This window comes from Mesorhizobium sanjuanii (assembly GCF_002529485.1).
Lineage (GTDB): Bacteria > Pseudomonadota > Alphaproteobacteria > Rhizobiales > Rhizobiaceae > Mesorhizobium > Mesorhizobium sanjuanii.
This window is the reverse complement of record NZ_NWQG01000174.1, coordinates 16,736-38,452: the sequence shown is the minus strand read 5'-3', so window position 1 is coordinate 38,452 and position 21,717 is coordinate 16,736. Positions and strand designations below refer to the sequence as shown.

24 protein-coding genes are annotated in these 21,717 nt (G+C 62.7%); 13 read left to right on the top strand and 11 right to left on the bottom strand.

Annotated elements, in window-relative coordinates; all coding sequences use genetic code 11:
- From dctP to CN311_RS23725, 6 genes are all read left to right on the top strand, one after another.
- A partial coding sequence (dctP, locus tag CN311_RS23750; RefSeq protein ID WP_165779813.1) for a TRAP transporter substrate-binding protein DctP occupies window positions 1-550 on the top strand: 550 nt, incomplete at its 5' end.
- A 55-nt stretch (window positions 551-605) separates the two neighbouring features.
- The gene (locus CN311_RS23745; protein ID WP_097576112.1) at window positions 606-1,118 is read left to right on the top strand and encodes a TRAP transporter small permease; all 513 of its coding nucleotides are present in this window, start codon (window positions 606-608) and stop codon (window positions 1,116-1,118) included.
- A gap of 3 nt (window positions 1,119-1,121) precedes the next feature.
- Window positions 1,122-2,432 carry a TRAP transporter large permease gene (locus CN311_RS23740; protein WP_245440926.1) on the top strand — a complete coding sequence of 437 codons (1,311 nt, stop codon included), beginning with the start codon at window positions 1,122-1,124 and terminating at the stop codon, window positions 2,430-2,432.
- A 22-nt stretch (window positions 2,433-2,454) separates the two neighbouring features.
- A complete protein-coding gene (locus CN311_RS23735) occupies window positions 2,455-3,174 on the top strand; it encodes a hypothetical protein (RefSeq protein WP_245440925.1) in 720 nt (239 codons plus the stop codon).
- Window positions 3,175-3,216: 42 nt separating this feature from the next.
- A complete protein-coding gene (locus CN311_RS23730; protein WP_097576111.1) occupies window positions 3,217-3,975 on the top strand; it encodes an HpcH/HpaI aldolase family protein in 759 nt (252 codons plus the stop codon).
- Between the two features lie 114 nt (window positions 3,976-4,089).
- On the top strand, window positions 4,090-5,046 hold the full coding sequence (locus CN311_RS23725) for a C-terminal binding protein (RefSeq protein WP_097576110.1): 957 nt from the start codon (window positions 4,090-4,092) through the stop codon (window positions 5,044-5,046).
- Between the two features lie 116 nt (window positions 5,047-5,162).
- On the opposite strand, the gene CN311_RS23720 is transcribed toward CN311_RS23725, so the two are convergent.
- Both CN311_RS23720 and mtoX read right to left on the bottom strand, forming a co-directional pair.
- On the bottom strand, window positions 5,163-5,852 hold the full coding sequence (locus CN311_RS23720) for an SCO family protein (RefSeq protein ID WP_097576109.1): 690 nt from the start codon (window positions 5,850-5,852) through the stop codon (window positions 5,163-5,165).
- Window positions 5,853-5,877: 25 nt separating this feature from the next.
- On the bottom strand, window positions 5,878-7,344 hold the full coding sequence (mtoX, locus tag CN311_RS23715; protein ID WP_097576118.1) for a methanethiol oxidase: 1,467 nt from the start codon (window positions 7,342-7,344) through the stop codon (window positions 5,878-5,880).
- A gap of 150 nt (window positions 7,345-7,494) precedes the next feature.
- Between mtoX and CN311_RS23710 the strand changes: the two genes are divergently transcribed.
- Window positions 7,495-8,703: an alpha/beta hydrolase gene (locus CN311_RS23710; RefSeq protein ID WP_097576108.1), complete on the top strand. Its 1,209-nt coding sequence runs from the start codon at window positions 7,495-7,497 to the stop codon at window positions 8,701-8,703.
- 70 nt (window positions 8,704-8,773) lie between these two features.
- Here CN311_RS23710 and CN311_RS32695 read toward each other — a convergent pair whose 3' ends face one another.
- Window positions 8,774-8,938 (bottom strand): hypothetical protein, encoded by a 165-nt coding sequence (locus CN311_RS32695; protein WP_008877166.1) that lies wholly within the window; start codon window positions 8,936-8,938, stop codon window positions 8,774-8,776.
- A 320-nt stretch (window positions 8,939-9,258) separates the two neighbouring features.
- On the opposite strand from CN311_RS32695, the gene CN311_RS23700 reads away from it, so the two are divergent.
- Window positions 9,259-9,693: a hypothetical protein gene (locus CN311_RS23700; RefSeq protein WP_097576107.1), complete on the top strand. Its 435-nt coding sequence runs from the start codon at window positions 9,259-9,261 to the stop codon at window positions 9,691-9,693.
- Between the two features lie 102 nt (window positions 9,694-9,795).
- On the opposite strand, the gene CN311_RS23695 is transcribed toward CN311_RS23700, so the two are convergent.
- From CN311_RS23695 to CN311_RS23675, 5 genes are all read right to left on the bottom strand, one after another.
- Window positions 9,796-10,080 (bottom strand): acylphosphatase, encoded by a 285-nt coding sequence (locus tag CN311_RS23695; protein WP_097576106.1) that lies wholly within the window; start codon window positions 10,078-10,080, stop codon window positions 9,796-9,798.
- A 56-nt stretch (window positions 10,081-10,136) separates the two neighbouring features.
- A complete protein-coding gene (locus tag CN311_RS23690) occupies window positions 10,137-10,544 on the bottom strand; it encodes a hypothetical protein (protein ID WP_097576105.1) in 408 nt (135 codons plus the stop codon).
- A 269-nt stretch (window positions 10,545-10,813) separates the two neighbouring features.
- Window positions 10,814-11,491 carry a GntR family transcriptional regulator gene (locus CN311_RS23685; protein WP_097576104.1) on the bottom strand — a complete coding sequence of 226 codons (678 nt, stop codon included), beginning with the start codon at window positions 11,489-11,491 and terminating at the stop codon, window positions 10,814-10,816.
- A gap of 84 nt (window positions 11,492-11,575) precedes the next feature.
- Window positions 11,576-12,553 carry a transketolase family protein gene (locus CN311_RS23680; protein WP_097576103.1) on the bottom strand — a complete coding sequence of 326 codons (978 nt, stop codon included), beginning with the start codon at window positions 12,551-12,553 and terminating at the stop codon, window positions 11,576-11,578.
- The gene (locus CN311_RS23675) at window positions 12,550-13,437 is read right to left on the bottom strand and encodes a transketolase (RefSeq protein WP_097576102.1); all 888 of its coding nucleotides are present in this window, start codon (window positions 13,435-13,437) and stop codon (window positions 12,550-12,552) included. Before CN311_RS23675 ends, CN311_RS23680 begins: the two co-directional genes overlap by 4 nt.
- Before the next feature lie 101 nt (window positions 13,438-13,538).
- Here CN311_RS23675 and CN311_RS23670 point away from each other — a divergent pair, with 101 nt between their 5' ends.
- The 3 genes from CN311_RS23670 to CN311_RS23660 are packed head-to-tail and all read left to right on the top strand — an operon-like array spanning window position 13,539 to window position 16,637.
- Window positions 13,539-14,906 carry an aminotransferase gene (locus tag CN311_RS23670; RefSeq protein WP_097576101.1) on the top strand — a complete coding sequence of 456 codons (1,368 nt, stop codon included), beginning with the start codon at window positions 13,539-13,541 and terminating at the stop codon, window positions 14,904-14,906.
- A gap of 58 nt (window positions 14,907-14,964) precedes the next feature.
- Window positions 14,965-15,879, top strand: coding sequence for an aminotransferase class IV (locus tag CN311_RS23665; RefSeq protein ID WP_097576100.1), 915 nt, complete (start codon window positions 14,965-14,967; stop codon window positions 15,877-15,879).
- On the top strand, window positions 15,876-16,637 hold the full coding sequence (locus CN311_RS23660) for an SDR family NAD(P)-dependent oxidoreductase (protein ID WP_097576099.1): 762 nt from the start codon (window positions 15,876-15,878) through the stop codon (window positions 16,635-16,637). The genes CN311_RS23665 and CN311_RS23660 overlap by 4 nt, the downstream gene beginning before the upstream one ends.
- Here CN311_RS23660 and CN311_RS23655 read toward each other — a convergent pair.
- Genes CN311_RS23655 through CN311_RS23645 form a run of 3 tightly spaced genes read right to left on the bottom strand, consistent with a single transcriptional unit; the run spans window position 16,634 to window position 18,881 of the window.
- Complete coding sequence (locus CN311_RS23655; protein WP_097576098.1) at window positions 16,634-17,020, bottom strand: ester cyclase; 387 nt, start codon at window positions 17,018-17,020, stop codon at window positions 16,634-16,636. The genes CN311_RS23660 and CN311_RS23655 overlap by 4 nt on opposite strands.
- A gap of 11 nt (window positions 17,021-17,031) precedes the next feature.
- Window positions 17,032-18,192: an NAD(P)/FAD-dependent oxidoreductase gene (locus tag CN311_RS23650; protein WP_097576097.1), complete on the bottom strand. Its 1,161-nt coding sequence runs from the start codon at window positions 18,190-18,192 to the stop codon at window positions 17,032-17,034.
- A 2-nt stretch (window positions 18,193-18,194) separates the two neighbouring features.
- Entirely contained in the window at window positions 18,195-18,881 is a 687-nt protein-coding gene (locus CN311_RS23645) for a GntR family transcriptional regulator (protein WP_097576096.1), read from the bottom strand.
- 163 nt (window positions 18,882-19,044) lie between these two features.
- Between CN311_RS23645 and CN311_RS23640 the strand changes: the two genes are divergently transcribed.
- A complete protein-coding gene (locus tag CN311_RS23640; RefSeq protein ID WP_097576095.1) occupies window positions 19,045-20,421 on the top strand; it encodes an aspartate aminotransferase family protein in 1,377 nt (458 codons plus the stop codon).
- A gap of 218 nt (window positions 20,422-20,639) precedes the next feature.
- Window positions 20,640-21,698 carry a TMAO reductase system periplasmic protein TorT gene (gene torT, locus CN311_RS23635; RefSeq protein WP_097576094.1) on the top strand — a complete coding sequence of 353 codons (1,059 nt, stop codon included), beginning with the start codon at window positions 20,640-20,642 and terminating at the stop codon, window positions 21,696-21,698.
- The last annotated feature ends 19 nt before the right edge of the window (window positions 21,699-21,717 follow it).

Here is a 21,717-nt window from a genome sequence, read left to right as displayed (position 1 = left end):
CTTCAACATCTTCACCGTCGACGAACCCAAGCTCAATGATGAAGGCAGCATCGACTGGAGCAGTCTGAAGATCCGCTCGTCGCCGCTCTATCGCGATTTCCTTGAATCCCTGGGCGCAACCGTCATCGTGCAAGCGCCGGGGGACGTCTACACCTCGCTCGAGCGCGGCGTCGTCAATGCCAATGCCTACACCGTATTTGGCTATGCGTCCTTCGGCTGGGACAAATTCACCAAATACCGCGTCGACCCGCAATTCTTCAAAACCGATGTGCTGGTCTCGATCAACAAGGCGAAATGGGACGCGTTGTCGCCCGAGGCGCAGAAGCTGCTTGCCGACACGGCCGTCGAATACGAGCGCGCGAGCTACGACGCCAATCTTGCCGAGTCTGAAAAGCAGGCACAGGCGATGATCGACGGCGGGCAGAAGGTGATCAGCTTGACCGGCGCCGGCCGCGACAAATTCCTGGGGGCTGCCGCGCAGGCGAGTTGGGCGAGAATGACCAAACGCGATCCCAGCAACATCGAGCAGTTGAAGAAATTCTTTCGGTAGCTCGATGGAGGGCGCTCGCGCGCCCTCCCAAGGATAGGCATGAGGGCGGTCGGGAATGGACAGGTTGTTTGCAGCGATCGGGAAGCTGAGCCTTGCGCTGGCCGCAGTGGCGAAAGTGGTGCTTGGTCTCATCATCGTCGCGGTGGTCGCTGATGTATGCGTCCGCAATCTAGGTCTGAGACCGCTTGCCTGGGCTGTGTCCGCGACGGAATATGGTCTGCTCTACGCGGCATTTCTGCCGATGCCCTGGCTGGTCCACAGCAAGGGCCATGTCTTCGTCGAGTTCTTGCGCAAGGCGCTGCCCGTGCGGGCGCGGGCGGTCCTTGAAAGGCTGGTCTATCTCGCCTGCGTTGCCGTCAGCCTTTACCTTGGCAGCGTCGCCCTCGTTTCCCTGACAGGCGCCGTGTCGGGCGGGGAATATGAGACGCGCAGCTTCGACATGCCGAAATGGCTGGTCTTTCTGCCCATCATGCTCGCCTTCTACCTCTCGGCGCTGGAATGGCTCAGATATCTGCTGGGTCGTGACACGCTGTACACGCTCGATCCTCTGGAAATGGAAGGGCTCTGACCGGTGGCCTGGCTGTTTCCATTCGCCGTGCTCGTTGGCACCATCCTTGTGTTGATGGGCCTTGGGCTGCCGGTCGCCTTCGCGTTCTTCGTCACCAATGTGATCGGGCTGTATTTGTTCTTCGGCGGTTCGGTCGGCGTGACGCAGATGATCGCCAACTTCTCCGACGCCGTCTCGACCTATGCGCTTGCGCCGCTGCCGATGTTTCTTGTCATGGGCAGCCTGTTCTTCCGCTCAGGCCTCGGCGAGAAGGTCATCTACGCGCTCGACCTGTGCATCGGCAATTTGCGGGGACGCCTCGCCTATGTCGTCCTCGCCGCCGGCACGATCTTTTCGGCGCTGTCAGGCTCGAGCCTCGCCAATACCGGCATGATGGGCTCGCTGATGGTGCCCGAGATGCTGAAGCGGGGCTACAAGCCGCATATGGCCTTCGGGCCGGTGCTTGGCGCCGGAAGCCTTGCCGTCATCATCCCGCCATCCTCGCTGGCTGTCCTGCTTGGCTCGCTGGCCCAGATCGACGTTGGCGCGCTGCTCATAGCCGGTGCGTTGCCTGGGCTGCTTCTCGTCGTCATGTACGCGACGCTGATCTTCGCACAGACGAAGATCGACCCGGACGCCGCTCCGCACTATCCGGTGCCCGCCGTTCGCGCGGCCGAGAAGGTGAGGGCGGTCGCCGTCAACATCATTCCGATGAGCGTCATCGTGTTCATGGTGGTCGGCACGATCATCCTTGGAATAGCGACGCCGACGGAGTCGGCAGGGCTCGGATGTGCCGCCGTCTTCGCCTTGTTGTTTGCCTACCGAAGGTTCAGCTGGTCGGTTGTCTGGAAATCGCTGGACGATGCCATGAAGGTCACGGGCATGACCTTCCTGATCATCTCGGCTTCGACGACGTTCTCGCAGATATTCGCCTTCTCCGGCGCGTCGAACGGTTTTATCCAGTTCATCGTGGGCTACGACCTTGGACCGTATCCCATGCTGCTCATGATGTTGCTCGTCGTCCTGCTGCTCGGCATGTTCATGGATCAGGTCTCGATGATGCTGATCACGCTGCCGATCTTCCTGCCGATCGCCCAGCAATTCGGCTACGATCCTGTCTGGTTCGGGCTGATCCTGCTGCTTGCCTACGAGGTCGGCTTCACCACGCCGCCGTTTGGCCTGCTGCTGTTCATCATGCTCGGTGTTGCTCCGAAAGGCACGTCGCTCAAAACGGTTGCACTGTCCGCGGCGCCCTACATCGCGCTGACGCTTCTGCTGATCCTGCTGATTGTCCTCTTTCCGCGGATCGCCCTCTTCCTTCCGAATTTGATCTAGCCGAACCCAGCAGGTGGTCCAGATGCGCTTTGCCTATCTCGCTTTCTTCCACGACGACCGCCAGGAAAACCTGTCCATCGCCGGTGAAGACGTCGACGCTGTGCGGGGCGTAATCGCCACAACGCCGGGTCTTGCGCTTGCAAACATCTATCTGCCCGAAGAGGCGACCGACATGTTCAACAAGGATGGCCCGCCGCCGGTCTTCGGCTTCCAGCTCTATTTCGACGAGTTGGCGGAGATGGAGGCGGCGCTCGCGCCGTCCGGCCATCTGCAGGCGCTTGCCGCACCGGGTATGCTGTCGAGCATCGCCGGTTCGAGGCCGACGCAGCAGGCAATGTGCGTGCGTGCGTTCCCCGTCGATGACGCTGGCGTCAAGACGTCTGGACTGCCCTGCAGTTACCTTGTCCACTATCCCGGGCCGGCCGAGGACATGAATAGCTGGCTCTACCACTATGTGACGCATCATCCGCAGTTGATGCGGGGCTTCCCCGGCATTCGCCACATCGAGGTTCTGTCGCGGCTGGATTGGTGCGGCTCGCTGCCCTGGCCGCGGGTCGACCATATGCAGCGCAACCGGGTCATGTTCGACAGTCCCGCGGCGCTGACGCACGCGCTGCAATCGCCGGCGCGGCTGGAGATGCGCGCCGACTACAAGACCTTCCCGCCCTTTTCAGGCGGCAGCCGGCACTTTCCGATGTCGACGGAAGCCGTGCATCCTTTGCCGCGGACTACCGGCAAATAACGCGAACAGTTCGCCGACGCCGAAAAAATCTCTGGAGTTTTCATGTACGACTTTCGGAAAAAATGTGTCTCGCTCGATCGCCTCATCGGCACCTTTTGCGCCATTCCGCATCCGGTGGCGGTCGAAGTGGCGGCTGCAAGCGGGGTCGATTTCCTGTGCATCGACTGGGAGCATTCGCAGATTGGCCGCGAGCGGCTTGAGGATCTGGTCCGCGCCGCCGATGTCCATAAGATTCCCGCGATGGTGCGTGTGCCGGGCCACACGCCGGAATGGATCGCGGCCGCGCTCGACGCCGGCGCGTCAGGCGTCCTGGTGCCGCGTGTCTCGACGGCCGAGCAAGCGCGCATGGCGGTCATGGCCTGCCGTTACCCGCCTGTCGGTGCACGCGGCGTCGGTCCAGGTCGCGCCGCTGGTTATGGGTACAGGATTCCAGACTACCTCAAGTCGGCCAACGATGTCCTGGCGGTCGCCATCCAGGTCGAGACCGCCGAGGGCCTCGCCAACATCGACGACATAGTCCAGGTAGACGGCGTCGACGTGATCTTCATTGGTCCCGGCGACCTGTCCGTCTCGATCGACGCGATGGGGCCAGCCGGTCAGGACAAGCTCAATGCCGCCATCATCAGGATCGCGGCCGCGGCGCGCGCGGCCCACAAGGCCGTCGGTATCTTTCGCCCCTCGGCGGATGATGTCGGCAAATGGTCGAAGCACGGCATCAGCTTCTACATGCTGGCCAGCGACACGATGTTTCTTGGCGCCGGCCTTGCCGCCGGTGCCGCCGCCGCGCGCAGCGCCTCTTAGAGCGGTTCAGCTTTTGATGGAATCGCTGGCCCGCTCTAAGTATTTGTTTTCACGCAATTCCGGACGGAAAACCGCTACGCACTTTTCCTGGAATTGCTCTAGCAAGAGATTGGCATGAAGATAATCAAGACCGACGGCGTGTTGTCAGTCGAGGCAGAGCAGCTGCGCTACCTCGACGGCTTGAACGCCGAGTTCGTCGAAAAGACGCTTCTCACAGAGGATGCCCTGATCGAACAATGCCGTGACGCCGATGCCTTGATGATATTGCGGGAGCCGATCACGGCTCGCGTGCTGGCGGAACTGAAGAACCTGAAGGTGATCGGACGGTTCGGCGTCGGCCTGGACTCGATTGACGTCGAAGCCGCCACCCGTGCCGGTGTTCAGGTAACCTATGTGCCGGACGCCAATCTGGTGGAGGTCAGCACGCATGCCATGGCCCTGATCCTGGCCCTGACGCGCAGGCTGAAGCAGTTCGACGGCGCAGTACGCGCCGGCCGCTGGGCTGCAATGGCTGACGGCGCCGGCATCACGCGGCCGGACAGGCAGGTTCTCGGCCTGATCGGCTTCGGCCAGATCGGACGCCTGACTGCCGAGCGGGCGCGGGTCTTCGGCTTTCATGTCATCGCGCACGACCCGCATATGCCGGCAGAGCGCATAACGGCCGGCGGTGCTGAACCGGTCGGTTTCGACGAGCTGCTTGCCAGGGCCGACATCGTCTCGTTGCATGTTCCCGCGACACCGGAGACCAGAAACATCATGTCGGCCGAAGCCCTGTCGCGCATGAAGCAAGGGGCGATACTTATCAACGTGTCCCGTGGCGGCCTCGTCGACGAGGCCGCGCTGGCGGATTTGATCCGGCGTCACCATCTGGCGGGCGCCGGCATCGACACATTCGAGCAGGAGCCGCCTTCGCCCGACAATCCGCTGCTGGCGCTGGACACCGTCTTGGTCAGTCCACACGCGGCGCACTACTCGACCCAGTCCTACGCCGAGGTTCGCAACAAGGTGTTTGCCGATGTCGCATCGGTCCTGCGCGGCGGCAAGCCGGTATATCCGGTCAACCGGGTATGACTGTCCGTTGAAGAGAGCCGATACGGCCTATTCGGTCGGCTGCATCATTTCAACCGGCGCTGATCGTCGGCGAAAGCCGCATGCCATTGCGCGGGGATGCCGGCTGAGCGGCAGGCTCACTCCGTTTCAGTGGCCAATGTGCGGATATCCGTCAGCACGAGGTCTGGATCGAGGAAATCCATGCTGTAGATGTTGCGGACCAAGCCTACCTCGTCGATCAGGAAGACGCGAAGGATATGGCTGAGGCCTCCGGTCGGATCCTGTGGATCGGGATCCGGCGCAACCGCCTGGTCGTAGGCCGCAAGGATCGGGCGAAGTGCTGCCTGGCCGGGCGCGGTCACGAAGAGCCATTGCGATCCGCCGTCACCGGGATCGCGCCAGAGCGTGCCATAGTCGGCCATGACAGCGGGCGTGTCGTGGTCCGGGTCGAAGCTCATCGATACGAGGCGCACCCGGCGGTTGAGCTCGGGATAATGGCGCACAAGCGCGCGCAATTGCGCCAGCTGCGCCGTGGCGGCCGGACAGATGTCGGCGCAGCGTGTGTAGATGAAGGAGAATACGGTGATGTGGCCGCGCAGCAGCTCGGCCAAGTCGGCGTTTTCGCCCTTTTCCGTCAGCACCGGGCCGCCTGCCGCTGTTCGGATCGGCGGCAGATGGTAGGAGCCGGGCTGCGGCAGCGCGAAAGCGTAGGCCGATGCCGGACCCGGCCGCACGGCATCGGCACCATGATTGTTGCCATGGGCCAGGGCAGCGCCACCGAAGCCAATGCCGGCAAGGATTGCGAAGACGAACGGCAGGTGGCGCATCGGCTCTCTCCTCCGAGGCCCGTTGTCACTTGGCGTAGAGGCTGGCGGCGCCGAAGGCCATCATATGCGGCCGGCCGAGCTTTTCCCCGGTGAAGTCGATTTCGAAGCGCGGCGTCAATTCCTTGCCGTTCCAGGCATAGGCCTTCAAGAACTGCTCGTTGGCATCGCCGGCCTTGTCCCAGTTGGCGAGCAGCGAGCTGGTATAGTAAATGCGCTCGCCATCCCAGCTCTGCGAGACCATGTTGAGTTGCTCGCCGATCTTCTTCTCGTAGATCTGCCTGGGGTGGTGCGGATCGGAGACGTCGAAGACCCTGGTCATGCCGTCCATGAAAGTGTCGGCGAACAGCGTCTTGTCGTCGGCGCTCAGGCTGATGTCGACGGGGATCGGCAGCTTGGCGGGATCGCCGATGTCGGCCACTGCCTTGGCCTGCCATTCGCCCTTCTCGTCCTCGTGGACCAGCCAGAGTTTCGAGGTAAGCGCGGTCGAGGTGAAGGCATAAGCATGGTCCTTGCCCTGGGCCCAGCGTATTTCGAGCGGCACGCCCGGCACCTGAAAAACCTTCTTCGGCGTGCGGGCATGGAAATCCCAGATGATCATGGAATTGCCGAACTTCTTCATCGCCTCGGCGTCGCCCGCAACCTCGCCGAAGGGACGCATATAATTCTCGCGCCCGGCGAAGGACGAGGTCAGCATGACGTTCTTGCGCGGCAGGACGCGTGCATCGTAGCCGTAACCGTCGGCAAATTCGCCACCGGGGATGTCCTTCGCCTCCTTGGCCGTCGGCAGCCAGTGGGTGGCGATGAACTCGCCCTCATTGGAGAATTCGACGAGCGCGGTGCGGCCAGTGCCGTCCTTGTTGGAGAGTGCCGGGATCATCATGCGTCCGGGCAGCGCATAGGCGCCGTGCGGACCGACAACGCCACCGGTCTTCTCTGCGAAATCGGCAATCGTCTTGACCAGCTTCGGGTTGGCCGGATCGCTTGCGACGTCGAAGACGAAGATCGTGTTGCTGTCGAGCCCCGTCGCCCAGAACTGGCGACGGTCGTCGGTGAAGCCGCCATGATGCGCTTCGTTCCGGCTGCCGACGGGATCGACGTCGATGACCTTGCCTGATGTCGGCGAGTTGTCTCGCGCATCCACGGTGACGAGCTTGTCGGAGCCGTCGCCCAGCCCCTCGACGCCGAGCGTCCAGACATAGACATAATCCTCGTGCCCGGTGATCTTCGGCATATAGGGCGAGAGGCACGTCTCGTCGGCAGCTGCGGGCAAGGCCACCGTGGCAGCCAGCAAGGCTGCAAGCGTGCTGGATGTCCGCAAATCGGGGCCGGGCAGGCGGCGGAGCACCGGCGTAGCCAGGCGGCCAAGGAAGCGGCCGATCGCACGAGGCGTCGCGCGGATCGAGGCACGCCTCAGCGAGTGTGCCTGATCGGCATAGAAGGAAATGTCGAGCGAACCGTCCTTGCGGCGGCGAGCGTCGATCGGACTTGTCATCACGGCAGCCTCCCTGAACAATGGTCTGTGTCGGCAAGATGCCCGACGAGGGCGGACGGCGCTTGAGCAAAGCCCTACCAAACCCTTGTCTTATTCCTGTATCTTCCTGTCCAAGCGTGGCCGCTTGCGGCCACATCGTGAGTTGCGGCCATGCGTTACCGTTTCGGAAACTGCGAACTCGCCCCGAGCAGCCACGAGCTGATCGTGGACGGCAAGCCACGACCGGTGGAACCCCAGGTCTTCGACTTGCTGCATCTTCTCGTCAGGAAGTCGGAGCAACTCGTGACCTATGACGAGCTGCTCGCGGAGATCTGGAATGGCCGTATCGTCTCGGATTCGGCGATCAGCGCCCGGCTCAGCGCCGCCCGCGCTGCGATCGGCGATGACGGCGCAAGGCAGGAATTCATCAAGACCGTGGCACGGCGCGGCGTTCGTTTTGTCGGCAGCGTGGAAACCGTTGGGGAGGTGCCGAAGCCAGACCATTCCCGCAGCGAAAAAACCGAGGCAGACCACCAGCGCGTGAAATTCTGCAATTCGCGCGACGGCACCCGCATCGCCTATGCGACCACCGGTTCTGGCCAGGCTCTCGTCAAGGCGGGACATTGGCTCACCCATCTCGACTATGACTGGCGAAGCCCAATCTGGCGGCCGTTCCTCAACGAACTGAACCGGCATATGCGGGTCACCCGGTACGACCAGCGCGGAAACGGACTCTCCGACTGGAACGTCGAGGACTTCTCGCTGGAGAGCTTTGTCGAGGACCTGGAAGCCGTTGTCGATGCCGCCGGACTGGAGAGGTTCGCGCTCTACGGTACGTCGCAAGGGGCTGCGATCGCCATTGCCTATGCTTGCCGGCATCCGCATCGGGTCAGCCATCTCATACTGCATGGCGGCTACCAGAAAGGACGGCTTGTCAGGACTTCCGCCAGCGAACGCGCCGAGGGCGAAGCGATATTGACCCTTATCCGTTACGGCTGGGGCCGTCCCGGCAGCCCTTTCATCAAGGCGTTTTCGTCGATGTTCATTCCGGACGGCACACGCCAGGAGATCGGCTCGCTGGCGGAACTGCAGAAGTTGACCACGTCGCCCGAAAACGCCGTTCGCCTCAGGGAGGCGGTCGACCGCTTCGACGTCAGCGGTCTTCTACGACAAGTAACGTGCCCGACGCTCGTCCTGCATTCGCGCGACGATGGCGTCCATCCGATGGATCAAGGCCGGAAACTCGCTGCGGGCATTGGCGGCGCCGAGTTCGTGATGCTGGAAAGCGCCAATCATGTGATTCTTCAACACGAGCCTGCGTGGAGCGTGCTGTTCGACACGATGATGAGATTTGTCGGGTCGACCAAGGATCGGACATGAGCATCATTCCATCGTCTTGCCGCCGCCGGAGCTACCATGCGCTCGACGGCAACAATCACGATGGCACCGGCTAAAGGCCGTGCTTGGGCGGCGCATCGTTTTCATCGGGATTAGGCACGGGATCTTCGTCCGGAAGCCTCTCCGGATCCGGTTCACGCATCGGCTTCGGTTCGGGAAGCGGCGGTGGTGTGGGCACCGGCGTAGGCGTTGGCTCGGGGGTGGGAAGAATGGCCATGGGTGATTTCCTTCCGCTCGGCGCTCTCTGCCTTGGCGTCATCGACGTCGGCAGAACGCGAATTTTCGGATTCGCCACACCAGGGTTTCGCTCTGCCGCTGATGCAGGCAGAACGACCACGCCTGCCTATGGTTCCGCTGTGAGCCACTGACGATCCTGCAAGGATCGGGCGCGCTCGTGGCAAGATGGCAACCTCAGAAAAGTGTGATCGAAAAGTCCGTGCACGCGGGCCTTGCCGACCTCATGCAGCGCCATAATTCCATTGAGGGCGGATTCCATTGATGGCCCAGGCAAATTCACCTGCTGAATAGGAGGCGGACGTGAAGCACCAGACACTTGACCAACTGCATGCCGTTGCCGACGTTCACGCTGAAGCAACATATCTCGTGGAGACCAGGAGCCAACGTCTCGAACGCTGGGCGAAGCTTCTGGAGCAAAATCCCGATCGGCGCCTGGAAGCGCTCCCGGGCACCGAATACAAACCCGCTGAAATACGCGAAATGATGCGATACGACGGCTCGCCGATCACTGTGGCCTTCGACGATCCGATTTTTCGCGCGCAAGGCTTGAAGGATGACACCTACGGTGAAGCCAGGCGCTTCTTCGAGCTGACCGACTGGCAATTGCACGACATCGTATGTCATTGCCATGTCGGGGCCACGATAAGAGCGCGATGGGCTGCCTCTCGCGTGCGTGCGGCGATGTCCGAGAGGCAAGGCTTCCTCGCTTGGTTGCGGGGAACGTTCGCCTATTGAGGCTGGGATTACGCATGCAGCGGACATTGACCGCTGTGTGGCGGGTTGGACGATAGAGGCGGCGAGATGATTCACCGCCTCTTGAGCTTGCTGCGTGCCCTGCTAGCCGATGATGCTGAATCCGTCAGGCTCCTGGCCGGGATCGACTTCATGGGATGTCACGCTGGAGACCGACGCTCCGCGCGGCCCTCTCCAGAACCGGTTCATCATCGTCGAAACCGCGCCCTCGGCCCCGACGATCAGGGCTGTTACGGATCCGTCGTCTTCGTTGCGGACCCATCCGGCGAGGCCGAGCCTTTCGGCCTCGTTGCGTGTCCATACACGAAAGGAGACGCCTTGCACCCTTCCGCCGATCCTGACGCTAATTGCCTTGCGCCCTTCCCCCATGGTCGCCTCCGCGCGGAGGGGTCAAGTCGAGTGCCCGAGTCCACCCGGACCGTATATCACGTCGTTGTCTGGATGATCAGCGTCAAGGTGCCGTCGCCATCGACGTTGGCGGCGACGACCTGCGAGGAATTGAGTCCGTTTGCCGCCAGCGCCGATGTCGCCTGCGGCGATGCATCGATCGAGCCTTGCAGGACATGCAGATCCTCGGCGCTGGTCTGGGTAATCACCGCCTCCGCCTGCGTCTTGAGATCCGGCGGCAGATCCTCGAGAGCGATGATTGCGACACCGGTAAAATTCTGATCGGAAAAACCTTGGTCAGATGGTGTTTCGCCAGGCGGCGTCTGATCAGGCACGATTCCTTGGGCCGGGGGGTCGATTTGCGGGAGCGGGTCGAGCGATTGCGCGTTGATCGGCTGCGCCAGGGCCAGTCCCGAAAGGGCGGCGATCGTCGTCAACATGCGCATGATCTTTCCTTCCGTTTTTCCTTGAGGAGGACCATATTGGTGACCACACAACCACCGCGCCGGACTATGGTTCCCCTCCGTCGCGGAAAAGGCCGTCAGGGCTCCGCCATAATGGGCATGGCAGTCATGTGCCGCCCGATTGACTGCGGGCGGCTTCGGTGGTGACGGGGGTCAGGCAACGACGCCGGTTTGAACCAGCGGCAGGTGAAATCCTGATTCAAAGCGGCGCTGCAAGCTGTTGAAATCGCTGATGATACAGGCGTTCAGCCTCAAGCCGCTACGAATTCCTTGTGGGCGCGCAGGAAGCGCAGGAAATCCTCGCCACCGAGGATCAGGTCGCGCTCCATGGCGGTGCGGGCCTTAGCGGAATCCTTGTCCCTCAGGCCCTCGATCACTCGCTCATGCTCGGCCGCGCCGACATATTTGTGCTCGCCTTCGTTGAAGAAGACGGTGAGCATCGGTCCCATCGAGACCCACAGGCTCTCAATGTGGGCGACCAGCATTTCCATTTGGGAAAGCCGGTAGACGGTGAAATGGAAGTCCCTGTTGTGGCGGAAGGACTGGTCGGGGTCGCCGGCCCGGTCGGCCTTCTCGAAGAGTTTCTGGATGCCGGTAAGCTTGTCTATGTCCTCAGGGGTGGCGTGCTCGGCGGCAAGCCCGGCCGCCAGGCCCTCTAGCGAAAGCCGGATGGTGCGCACTTCCATGTAGCGCGCCAGCGTCAGGGCGGGAACGGTGACGAAACGGCCCGAGCGCAGTTCGAGGCCGCGTTCGCTGACCAGCCGCAGGCAAGCCTCGCGGGCAGGGGTGACGCTGGTGCCGAGCCGGTCGGCCAGGTCCTGCATCACCAGCCTCTGGCCGGGCCGGAACTGGCCAGCGATCAATCCTTCGCGAAGCGCGACATAGGCGCGCGCCGAAAGATTGCCCTGCTCGAGCGGCTGAATGTTCACGGCGTCGTTCTCCTCGACATCCTTGTTTTAGGTATCGGCACTGATTCGACAAGATACAGCCAATAGACGCGTTTTTCCTTTTGTTTATGCGAGCAAGGACTGTGCAACGCTTTCGATGCCGGCGGCGTCGAGCTGATAGTGCCTGTAGAGATGGGTCGGTGGTGCGATCAGGCTGAACTCGTCCTTGATGCCATGGCGCAGAAGGCGGGCGCCGCCGCCTTCCTCGGCCATCACTTCTGCGACCGCGCCACCGAGACCGCCCAGCACATTGTGTTCCTCGACCGTGAGGACAATGCGCGATTTGCGTGCCGCCACCATGACCGCCTCGCGGTCGAGCGGCTTGATCGTGTGCATGTCGATCAGGCCGACGGAATGGCCTTTTCCGTTCAGAGCTTCCATCGCTGCTTTGGCTGAATGGACCGGCATGCCGCAGGCGATGATGGTGAGATCGGAGCCGATGCCGTGGACAACGGCCTTGCCGAATTCGAATGGCGCGCCATCGGCATAGACGACCGGATCATGGCCGCGGGCGATGCGAAAATAGATCGGCCCGGGATGATGCACCGAAGCGCGCAGCGCGGCGGCGAATTGCGGTCCGTCGGCGGGCGACACCACGGTCAGGTCGGCAATCGAGCGCATGATGGCGATGTCCTCGGTGGCGTGATGCGAGGTGCCGTAGAAGCCGAGCGAGATGCCGGTGTGGTGGCCGATGAGGCGGACCGGCTGGGCGCAATAGGCGACATCCATGCGGATCTGTTCGCAGCACAGCAGCGCCAGGAAGGAAGCGAAGGTCGCGACATAGGGCATGACGCCGGTGGTGGCCATGCCGGCGGCGGCCGAGACCATGTTCTGCTCGGATATGCCGAACTGGGTGAAGCGCTCGGGAAAGCGCCGGGCAAAGCCGATCAGGCCGTTGGAGTGCTGCAGGTCGGCGGTGCCGGCAACCACCGGATGGCCGACCTCGGCGAGCTCGATCAGCGTGTTGGCAAGCGTGGCGAGCGAGGGCGCGCGTTTGTTCAGCTCGCGATATTGCCAGGAGTCCGGGCTGAGGGCGCGGTTCATTGTGCACCTGCCAGGATCGCTTCGCGTGCAAGCGCCTCGTCCTCGGGCGCGAGATAGCCAAGATGCCAGCCGGGCTCGGTCTCCATGTAATCGATGCCCTTGCCTTTGACTGTCTTGGCGATGATGCAGCACGGCTTTTCGCGCGCGCTGTCGGCTTTTACGGCGCGCAGCAAATTGGCGAGTGCTGCGACGTCGTGACCGTCGACCTCATGCACCTCCCAGCCGAAGGCGCGCCATTTCTCGTCAAGCGGTTCGATCGCCACCACATCGTCGACCTTGCCGTCGAGCTGGTAGCCGTTGCGGTCGACAATGGCGACGAGCTTGCTCAGACGATGGCTGGCCGCACTCAGCGCCGCTTCCCAGACCTGTCCTTCCTGCATCTCGCCGTCGCCGAGCAGGACGAAGACACTGAAGTCCTGGTTCTGGAAGCGGCCGCCCAGGGCCATGCCGACGCCATTCGACAGCGCATGGCCGATCGAGCCCGAACTGAAGTCGACGCCCGGCACCTTGCGCATGTCGGGATGATCGCCGAGCGGGCTGCCGAGCCGCGTGTAATCGTCGAGCCAGGATGTGTCGAAGAAGCCGAGGTCGGCAAGGATCGGAAACTGGCCGACGGCGGCGTGGCCCTTGCCCATCAGGAAACGGTCGCGGTCGGGCCAGGACGGTTCGCCATGCCTGAGCTTCATCGTGTCGTAGTAGAGGACCGAAAAGATCTCGGCGCAGGAGAACACCGACGAATAATGGCCGACCTTGGCGATCGAGATCAGGCGGATCGTCTCGAGCCGCACGAAGCGCGCGCGCTCGCGCAGACGCGCCGCCTGTTCGTCCGATATCTTACCGCCCGGACTGTTGCTCGGCCACTGGTTTGCGCCTGAGGACGCCATGCCTTCTCCTCCTCCTGATTGAATCCGATACTCGACAACTTATAAGTTATAAGGTACTGAGTGAGCTCGCAACCTAATTCGTCTGCAGCAGGACTGAGGACATGCTCCACAATTCGGCCCGAGCCATCGACATGAGCCTGCATCTGCATTCGCAGACCGATCCGCGGCGGCATGAGCAGGAGGGGCCATTCGTTATTTCGAGCGGCGATGGCGTGTATGTGCATGACGATACCGGCAAGCGCTACATCGAAGGCATGGCGGGCCTGTGGACCGCATCGCTGGGCTTCAACGACGCCAGGCTTGCGGCGGCTGCCGGCGCCCAATTCGCCAAGCTCGCAAACTATCACACCTTCAACCATCGCTCGAATGAGGCCTGCATCGACCTGATGGAGCAGCTCGCGGTGATCTCGCCGCTGTCGCCCTGCAAGATCTTCTTCGCCAATTCAGGTTCCGAGGCGAACGATACAATGGTCCGGCTGGCCTGGTATTATCAGGCGGCGCGCGGCAAACCCGGGAAGCGACGCATCATCAGCCGCCAGGGCGCTTTCCATGGCAGTACCGTGATGGGCGCGCTGCTCAGTGGCCTGCCGCATATGCATTGCTCATTCGGCGCCAACACCGACGACGTTCTCTACGCCACCAGGCCGCATCTTTACCGCGGAGGGCATGAAGGCGAGAGCGAGGACGATTTTGCCGACCGCCTCATCCACGAGCTGGAGGCGATGATCCTCAAGGCCGGCCCCGACACCATCGCCGCGATGATCGCCGAGCCCGTCATGGCGGCGGGCGGCGTCATCGTGCCGCCGCGCGGCTATTTTGCGAAGCTGCGCAAGCTGCTCGACCGCTACGACATCCTGCTGCTGGCCGACGAAGTTGTCTGCGGCTTCGGCCGCACCGGCAACTGGTTCGGCAGCCAGACCTTTGGCTTCGTGCCGGACATGTTCTCGGTCGCCAAGGGCCTGTCGTCGGGCTATCTGCCGATCGCGGCGGTGGTCGTCTCTGACAGGCTCTACCAGGCGATCGCCGACGAGGGGCATCGCAATGGCGGCTTCGGCCATGGCTTCACCTATTCGGGCCATCCCGTGACCTCGGCGGTGGCGGCGGAGGCGCTGCGGATCTATCACGAGATCGATGTGGTCGGGCGTGCGCGCACGCTCGGCGCGAATATGCATGCGGCATTGAGCGAGTCGCTTGCCGATCATCCCATGGTGGGCGAGATCCGTGGCATCGGCCTGATCGCCGGCGTCGAGCTTGTTGCCGACCGGCGGACGAAAGAGAGCTTTCCGGCCGAGGCGAAGGTGGGTGCGCAGGTGGAGCGCGCCTGCCGTGCGCGCGGCATCATCCTGCGCAACATGGGCGACGTGCTGGCACTCTGTCCGCCTTACATCATCGAACCCGAACAACTGGACGAACTCGTCCGCGCGCTCACCCTGGCGATCGAGGATACGCGAACCAGTCTCGGTCTCTGAGACGCGAAAGGCGCGATTTGTGTCTACTATCCAGTGAACTGCTTCAGCGGAGGTTTGCATGAACGACAGGATATCCCACGATCCAGCTGATGGAATTGCCTTCGTCAATGGAGCCTATGTCCCACTCGCCGAAGCCACCATTCCGCTCACCGACCGCGGTTTCGTGCGTTCCGACGCGACCTATGACGTCACCCATGTATGGAAGGGGCGCTTCTTCCGGCTCGACGACCATATCGAACGCTTCCAGGCTTCGATGCGCGGTCTGCGCATGAGCCTGCCCTATTCCTCGGCCGAAATCGCCGAAATCCTGGTCGAATGCGTTCGCCGCAGCGGGCTGCGCGACGCCTATGTGCAGATGACCTGCACGCGCGGCGTGCCGCCACGCGGAACCCGCGACCCCAGGCTCTGCGAGAACCGCTTCTATGCCTTCGCCCAGCCTTTCGTGTGGATCGCCAATGACGAGCAGCGCCGGGACGGGTTGAAGATGGTGGTGAGTTCCGTACAGCGGATCCCGCCGGAATCGGTCGACCCGCGCCTCAAGAACTTTCACTGGCTCGACCTCACCATGGGCATCTTCGAGGCCTATGACAAAGATGCCACCGTTGCGGTGCTGACCGACGGGCAAGGGCATGTGGCCGAGGGCGCCGGTTTCAACATCTTCGCAGTCAAGGACGATGTCATCACGACGCCCGACCGCGGTGTGTTCGAAGGCATGACGCGCCGCAGCGTGATCGAGCTGGCTCCGGAGGTCGGCGTCAATTGCGATTTGCGTCCGCTCGCCATCGAGGAATTGCGCGATGCCGACGAGATCTTCATCACCAGCTCGGCGGGCGGCATCATGCCGGTGACGGTGCTCGACGGCCGCATCTACGGCAATGGCAAGCCCGGACCGGTGACCATCCGCATCCATGACCTTTATTGGGCCAAGCACGATGCCGGCTGGCTCTCCACGCCGGTCGACTATACGCCGTGAGCGCGGCAGAACGCGTCTTCCTGGTGACGGGCGGCACGCGCGGCATCGGCGCTGCCTGCGTCAGCCGCCTCGCTGCGGACGGCGCGCGCGTCGTCTTCACCGGGCGCGACCGGGATGCCGCTCAAGCGGTGATGGACGCGGTTCCGCAGGCGGTGTTCGCGGCTGGCGACGCGACCAGTGAAGCCGACTGCCAACGCGCGGTCGCCATGGCGCTGGAGATCGGCAAGGGCCGCATCGCCGGGTTGGTCAACAATGCCGGAACCGGCGCCAGACACGCTTTCGACCAGACCACGCTCGCCGACTGGAACCGGACGATGACCGCCAACACGACCTCGGCCTATCTGTTCACCCGCCATGCGCTGGCGGGATTGCGCGCCGGCCGTGGTTCGGTCGTCATGATATCTTCCGTCGCCGGTCTCGTTGGCGAAGAAGGGCTGGCGATCTATACGGCGTCCAAGGCGGCACTGATCGGTCTCGCGCAGGCACTGGCGCTGGAATATGGCTCGCAGGTTCGTTTCAACACGCTGTGTCCCGGCCAGATCGCCACGCAGATGATGGCGAATACGCTCGCCATTCCCGGCCGCCGGCAAGCGCTGGAAAGCCGCATTCCGGTCGGTCGCCTCGGCACGCCCGAAGATGTGGCCGAGACGGTGGCCTGGCTGATGTCCGCTCCTGCAAGCTTCATCAACGGCGCGGTGATCAGCGTCGATGGCGGGGAGACCGCCGGTCTTATGGCATCCAAGTCTGATGGGATCTAAAGCTGAGCCTCGATAGCCGCCTTGTCCACGACAGACCACACCTGCACGATCTTCCCGTCGCGGAATTCATAGATCACGTTCTCCGAGAAGGAGACTCGCTTGCCGTTCAGGGGGAGGCCAAGGAAATTAGCCTTTGGCGCGCAGTCGAAATCTATCCGGCTCGCTATGTAAGGCGGATCGGCAATCAGCATCCGGACGTTGAAATAAAGGTCCGGAATGTCATCGAAGTCTTTCTCCAGCATCTGGCGATAGCCTGACAGGCCGAGCCGCCGGCCATTGTGGATCGCGTCGTCACCAACGAACCGTCCCAGCTGCCGCCAGTCCTGCTTGTTGAGGCAGGCGATGTAGTCTCGGTAGATGTCGGCGAGGGTGGTTCCGGTCACGGCAATGTCTCTCAATGCCCGGCTGTAAGGGTAACACGCCGGTTTTGAGCCTGGCCAGTTTGAGCGAGGCGCTGCGCGACATGGTCGGCGATCGCCAGGCTGGAGGTCAGTCCCGGACTTTCGATGCCGAACAAATTGACCAGTCCGTCAATGCCATGGACCGAAGCATCCTGGATGACGAAATCGGCATTGGGCTCGCCGGGACCGGAAAGCTTCGGCCGAATGCCGCTATACGCTGGGTGCAGGGCGCCATCGGCAAGATCCGGCCAGTATTTGCGGATCTCGTTGTAGAAGCGTTCGCCGCGCGCCGGATCGACGCGGTAGTCGAGCGTATCCGTCCATTCGACGTCCGGGCCGAAGCGGGCAACGCCGTCGAGATCGAGCGTCAGATGCACGCCGAGCCCGCCGGGTTCGGGCACGGGATAGATGAGCCGTGAAAAGGGAGCCCGGCCGGCAGCCGAAAAATAATTGCCCTTGGCATAGCGAAGTTCCGGCACGAATTGCGGATCGAGCCCGTCGATCGATCGGGCAAGCGCCGTGGCATCGAGTCCGGCGGCGTTGATGAAGGATCTGGTCGCGATTTCAAAGCGCTCGCCGCTTGTGCTGTCGATCGTGTCGAGCACGATGAGCCCATCCTCGGTGATGCGGCCGGAGACGATGCTTGTGTTGAGGCTAAGTGCGGCGCCGTGCTCCTCGGCGTCGCCCAGCAAGGCGATCATCAAGGCATGGCTGTCCATGATCCCGGTGGAGGGCGACAACAGCGCCGCCGTGCAGCGCAGCCTGGGCTCCAGCGCGAGCGCCTCGGCGGCGGTCAAAGCCACCAGATCGTCCACGCCGCAAGCCGATGCATTGGCCCGGATGGTGGCAAGCACCGGCTCCTGGTCGGCATTCGCGGCGACGATGAGCTTGCCGCAGCGCGCGTGCGGGACGGCGTGCTCCTCGCAGTAGCGATAGAGCATGTCCCGGCCGGCCACGCAGAAGCGGGCCTTCAGCGACCCAACGGGATAATAGATGCCGGCGTGGATGACCTCGGAGTTGCGCGAGCTGGTGCCGGTGCCGACGGCGTTCGCGGCCTCGAGAATCAGCGTGTCCATGCCGCGGCGCGCCATGGCTCGTGCGATCGCAAGGCCAACAACGCCGGCGCCGGCGACGATGCAGTCGACATGGTCCATGCTCAGGCGGCCCCGGCCTTGACGTCGTGCCTGCTGATGAGCCGTTCGAGGATCACTTTCCCACCTTCCGTTATGTCTGCGACAATCGCCCGCTCGGCGGCATCGGCATCCTGTTTCTCGACGGCCGCAAGCACCGCATAATGGTTCTCGATCATGGCGCGGCCACCCTCATGATAGGACTCCGCGATCAGCGGTCCCATCTGCAGCCAGAGCCGGTTCAGTATGCCACGCAGCACCACCATATCGGCGATATCGGCGAGCGCGAAGTGAAAGGTCTGGTTGAGCGCCAGCCCCTCCGTCCAGTTTTTATCGGCGATCGCCCGCTCGTTCAACGCAATAAGGCCGCGCAAGTGCTCAACATCCTTGGCGGCCGCCTTGAGCGCGGCCTCCCGCGCGGCCAGCCCTTCGAGCTTCAGCCGGATTTGGCGGATTTCGCGATAACGCCTCAGCGTGATGACGGGAACACGCACCTCGCGCGCCGATTTCTGCACCAGCGCCTCGTCCTGGATCAGCCGCAGGATGGCGTCCCGGACCGGCGTCACGCTGGTTCCCAGCGATTGCGCGAGGTCGCGGATGGTCAGCCTCGCATCCGGTGCGAACCGCCCCTTGATCAACGCTTCGGCGACACGGGAATAGACCGTTTCGCCGAGATTCTCGCGTTCGAGGGTCTCGAAGCTGAAAGCCTGCATTCCGTCTCCACCCCACCTCGCCAGCCCACAGGAAAGGGGCTTGACACTACATCTTATAAGAAACATGATGCATCAAACAGCATAATGCAAGAGGGAACGCCAATGCGCGCCGAGTGGCGGGCAGGTGCGGGAATTTCCCTGGAAGCAGGCAGGACAGGACCTTATGGACGCACGACCGAACTCGCCCGAAGCCCGAGACATCAACTACCACATGCATGGCTACACCAATGCCCGCAAGCATCAGGAAACCGGGCCGCTCGTCATCGAGAAGGGCGACGGCATCTATGTCGAGGACCTGGCCGGCAACCGCTACATCGAGGCAATGGCTGGCCTCTGGAGCGTGGCGGTCGGCTTTTCGGAGAAGCGGCTGGTCGAGGCGGCGACACGTCAGATGGCCAAGCTGCCCTTCTATCACGACTTCGGCTCGAAATCGCATTCGCCGCTGATCGATCTGGCCGAGAAACTGGTGCAGATGGCGCCGGTGCCGATGAGCAAGGCGTATTTCACCAATTCCGGCTCCGAGGCCAACGATACGGCCATCAAGATGATCTGGTACCGGTCGAATGCGCTTGGCCAGCCGGCGCGCAAGAAGATCATCAGCCGCAAGCGGGGCTATCACGGCGTCACCATTGCCGCGGCTAGCCTGACCGGGCTGCCCAACAATCATATCTCGTTCGACCTGCCGATCGCCAATGTGCTGCACACCTCTTCGCCGCATTACTGGCGCGAGGCGCTGCCGGGCGAGAGCGAAGAGCAGTTTTCGAGCCGGCTTGCCGACGATCTGGAAAAGCTGATCCTGGCCGAAGGGCCGGAAACCATCGCCGCCTTCTTCGGCGAACCGATCATGGGCGCCGGCGGCGTCATCGTTCCGCCGGCCGGCTATTGGGCGAAGATCCAGGCGGTGCTGTCGAAATACGACATCCTGCTCGTCGCCGACGAGGTGATCTGCGGCTTTGGCCGGACCGGTGAGATGTTTGGCTCGCAGACTTTCGGCATCAGGCCCGACATCATGGTCATGTCGAAGCAGATATCCTCGTCCTATCTGCCGATCTCGGCGCTGCTGATCAATGAGAAGGTATTCGAGCCGATTGCCGATGAAAGCAATCGCATCGGCACGTTCGGGCACGGCTTCACCGGCGGCGGCCATCCCGTCGCGGCGGCGGTCGCGGTCGAGAACCTGAACCTGATCGAGGAGCGCGACCTTGTCGGCAATGCGCGCACGGTGGGTGCGCATATGCAGAAACGGCTGCGCAAACTGGCGTCGCACCCGCTCGTCGGCGAGGTGCGCGGCGTCGGCCTGATCGCGGCGGTCGAACTGGTTGGCGACAAGGCGAACAAGACGCCCCGGGGCGCCGTCGGCGCGCTGGGCGGGCTGGTCAATGGGTTCCTGCAGCAGAACGGCGTGATCTCGCGCAACATGGCCGATGCAATCGCCTTCTGTCCGCCGCTGATCATCACCGAGGCGCAGGTCGATAGCATGGTCGATGCATTTGAAAGATCGCTCGAAGCCGCCGCCGGGCAGGTCGGATCGCCGGCCTGACCAGACTTTCGGGGGGGGCGGGCCGCAACCTCTGTCGGCAAGGCTCACCGCTGCGTTGACACATAAGATATAAGATGTAAGTTGTGTGAAAGACCCGAGAAGCCAACGAAGAAGTGGCTCGAGTAAGTACAAAAACACAGGTGGGCGCCGGCCGACGCTTCAGTCGACGGGCGCAAAGAAAACGACCGCAGGGGCGGTTAGCAAATGGGAGATTTCGGATGAACGGACTGAAGAAAACATTGGCTCTGGCCGTATCGGCCACGGTGTTGTCGGCCGGAATGGCGCAAGCCGCGGACTGGTGGCCCTTCAAGATCGCCTCGGCCAAGGATGGCGATCTGAAGAAAGTCGAGGAAATCGAATACAAGCCGCTTGAAAAGGCCGAGAAGCCCTGGAAGCTGTGCGTGCTTTTCCCGCATCTGCAGGACAGCTACTGGGTCTCGGTGGATTACGGCATCGTCGAGGAAGCCAAGCGGCTGGGAGTCAAGGTGACGGTGCTGCAAGCCGGCGGCTACACCGCGCTGCCGAAGCAGATTTCGCAGTATGACGACTGCGTCGCTTCCGGCGCCGACGCGATCCTGATTTCGGCCATCTCGGAAGCAGGCGTTGCCGCAAAGATCGGCGAGGGCATGGGCAAGGGCATCGTCAACATCGCTGTCGCCAACCCGATCCTGGAGACGCCGATCACCGCCCGCATCACACCCGACTTCTTCCAGAAAGGGTTCCAGACCGGCGAATATGTGAAGAAGTATCTGGGCGACAAGCAAGGGGAGGCAGTGGCCTTCCCCGGGCCGCAGGGCAGCGGCTGGGCAGAAACCTACATGGACGGTTTCCGCGAGAGCACCAAGACCGGCAACATCAAGCTGCTTGCCGAGATGTTTGGCGAGGCGAGCGTCCCGGCACAGCTCAAGCTTGTCGAAGACGCGCTGCAGACGCATCCCGACGTCAATGTCATCTGGGGTGGCGCGCCCACGGCCGAAGCGGCGATCGGCGCGGTGGCGGATGCCGGCCTCAGCAATGTGACGATCATGTCGTCCTATGAAAACCAGACGATGCTGAAAGCGGTCAAGGACGGTTCGGTGCTCGGCTTCGCCACCGAATATCCCGTCATCATGGGGCGCATCGGCGTCGACCTCGCGGTCCGCGCCCTCGAAAAGAAGGAGCACGAAAAGGTGCTTCTGGTCGCTCCCGGTATCGTCACCAAGGAGAATATCGATAAGATCGATACGACCCAGATCTTCGCGCCGGACGGCTGGCGCCCGGAATTCTCGGTCGAGTAGTGGCCTGGGCCGCGATGGC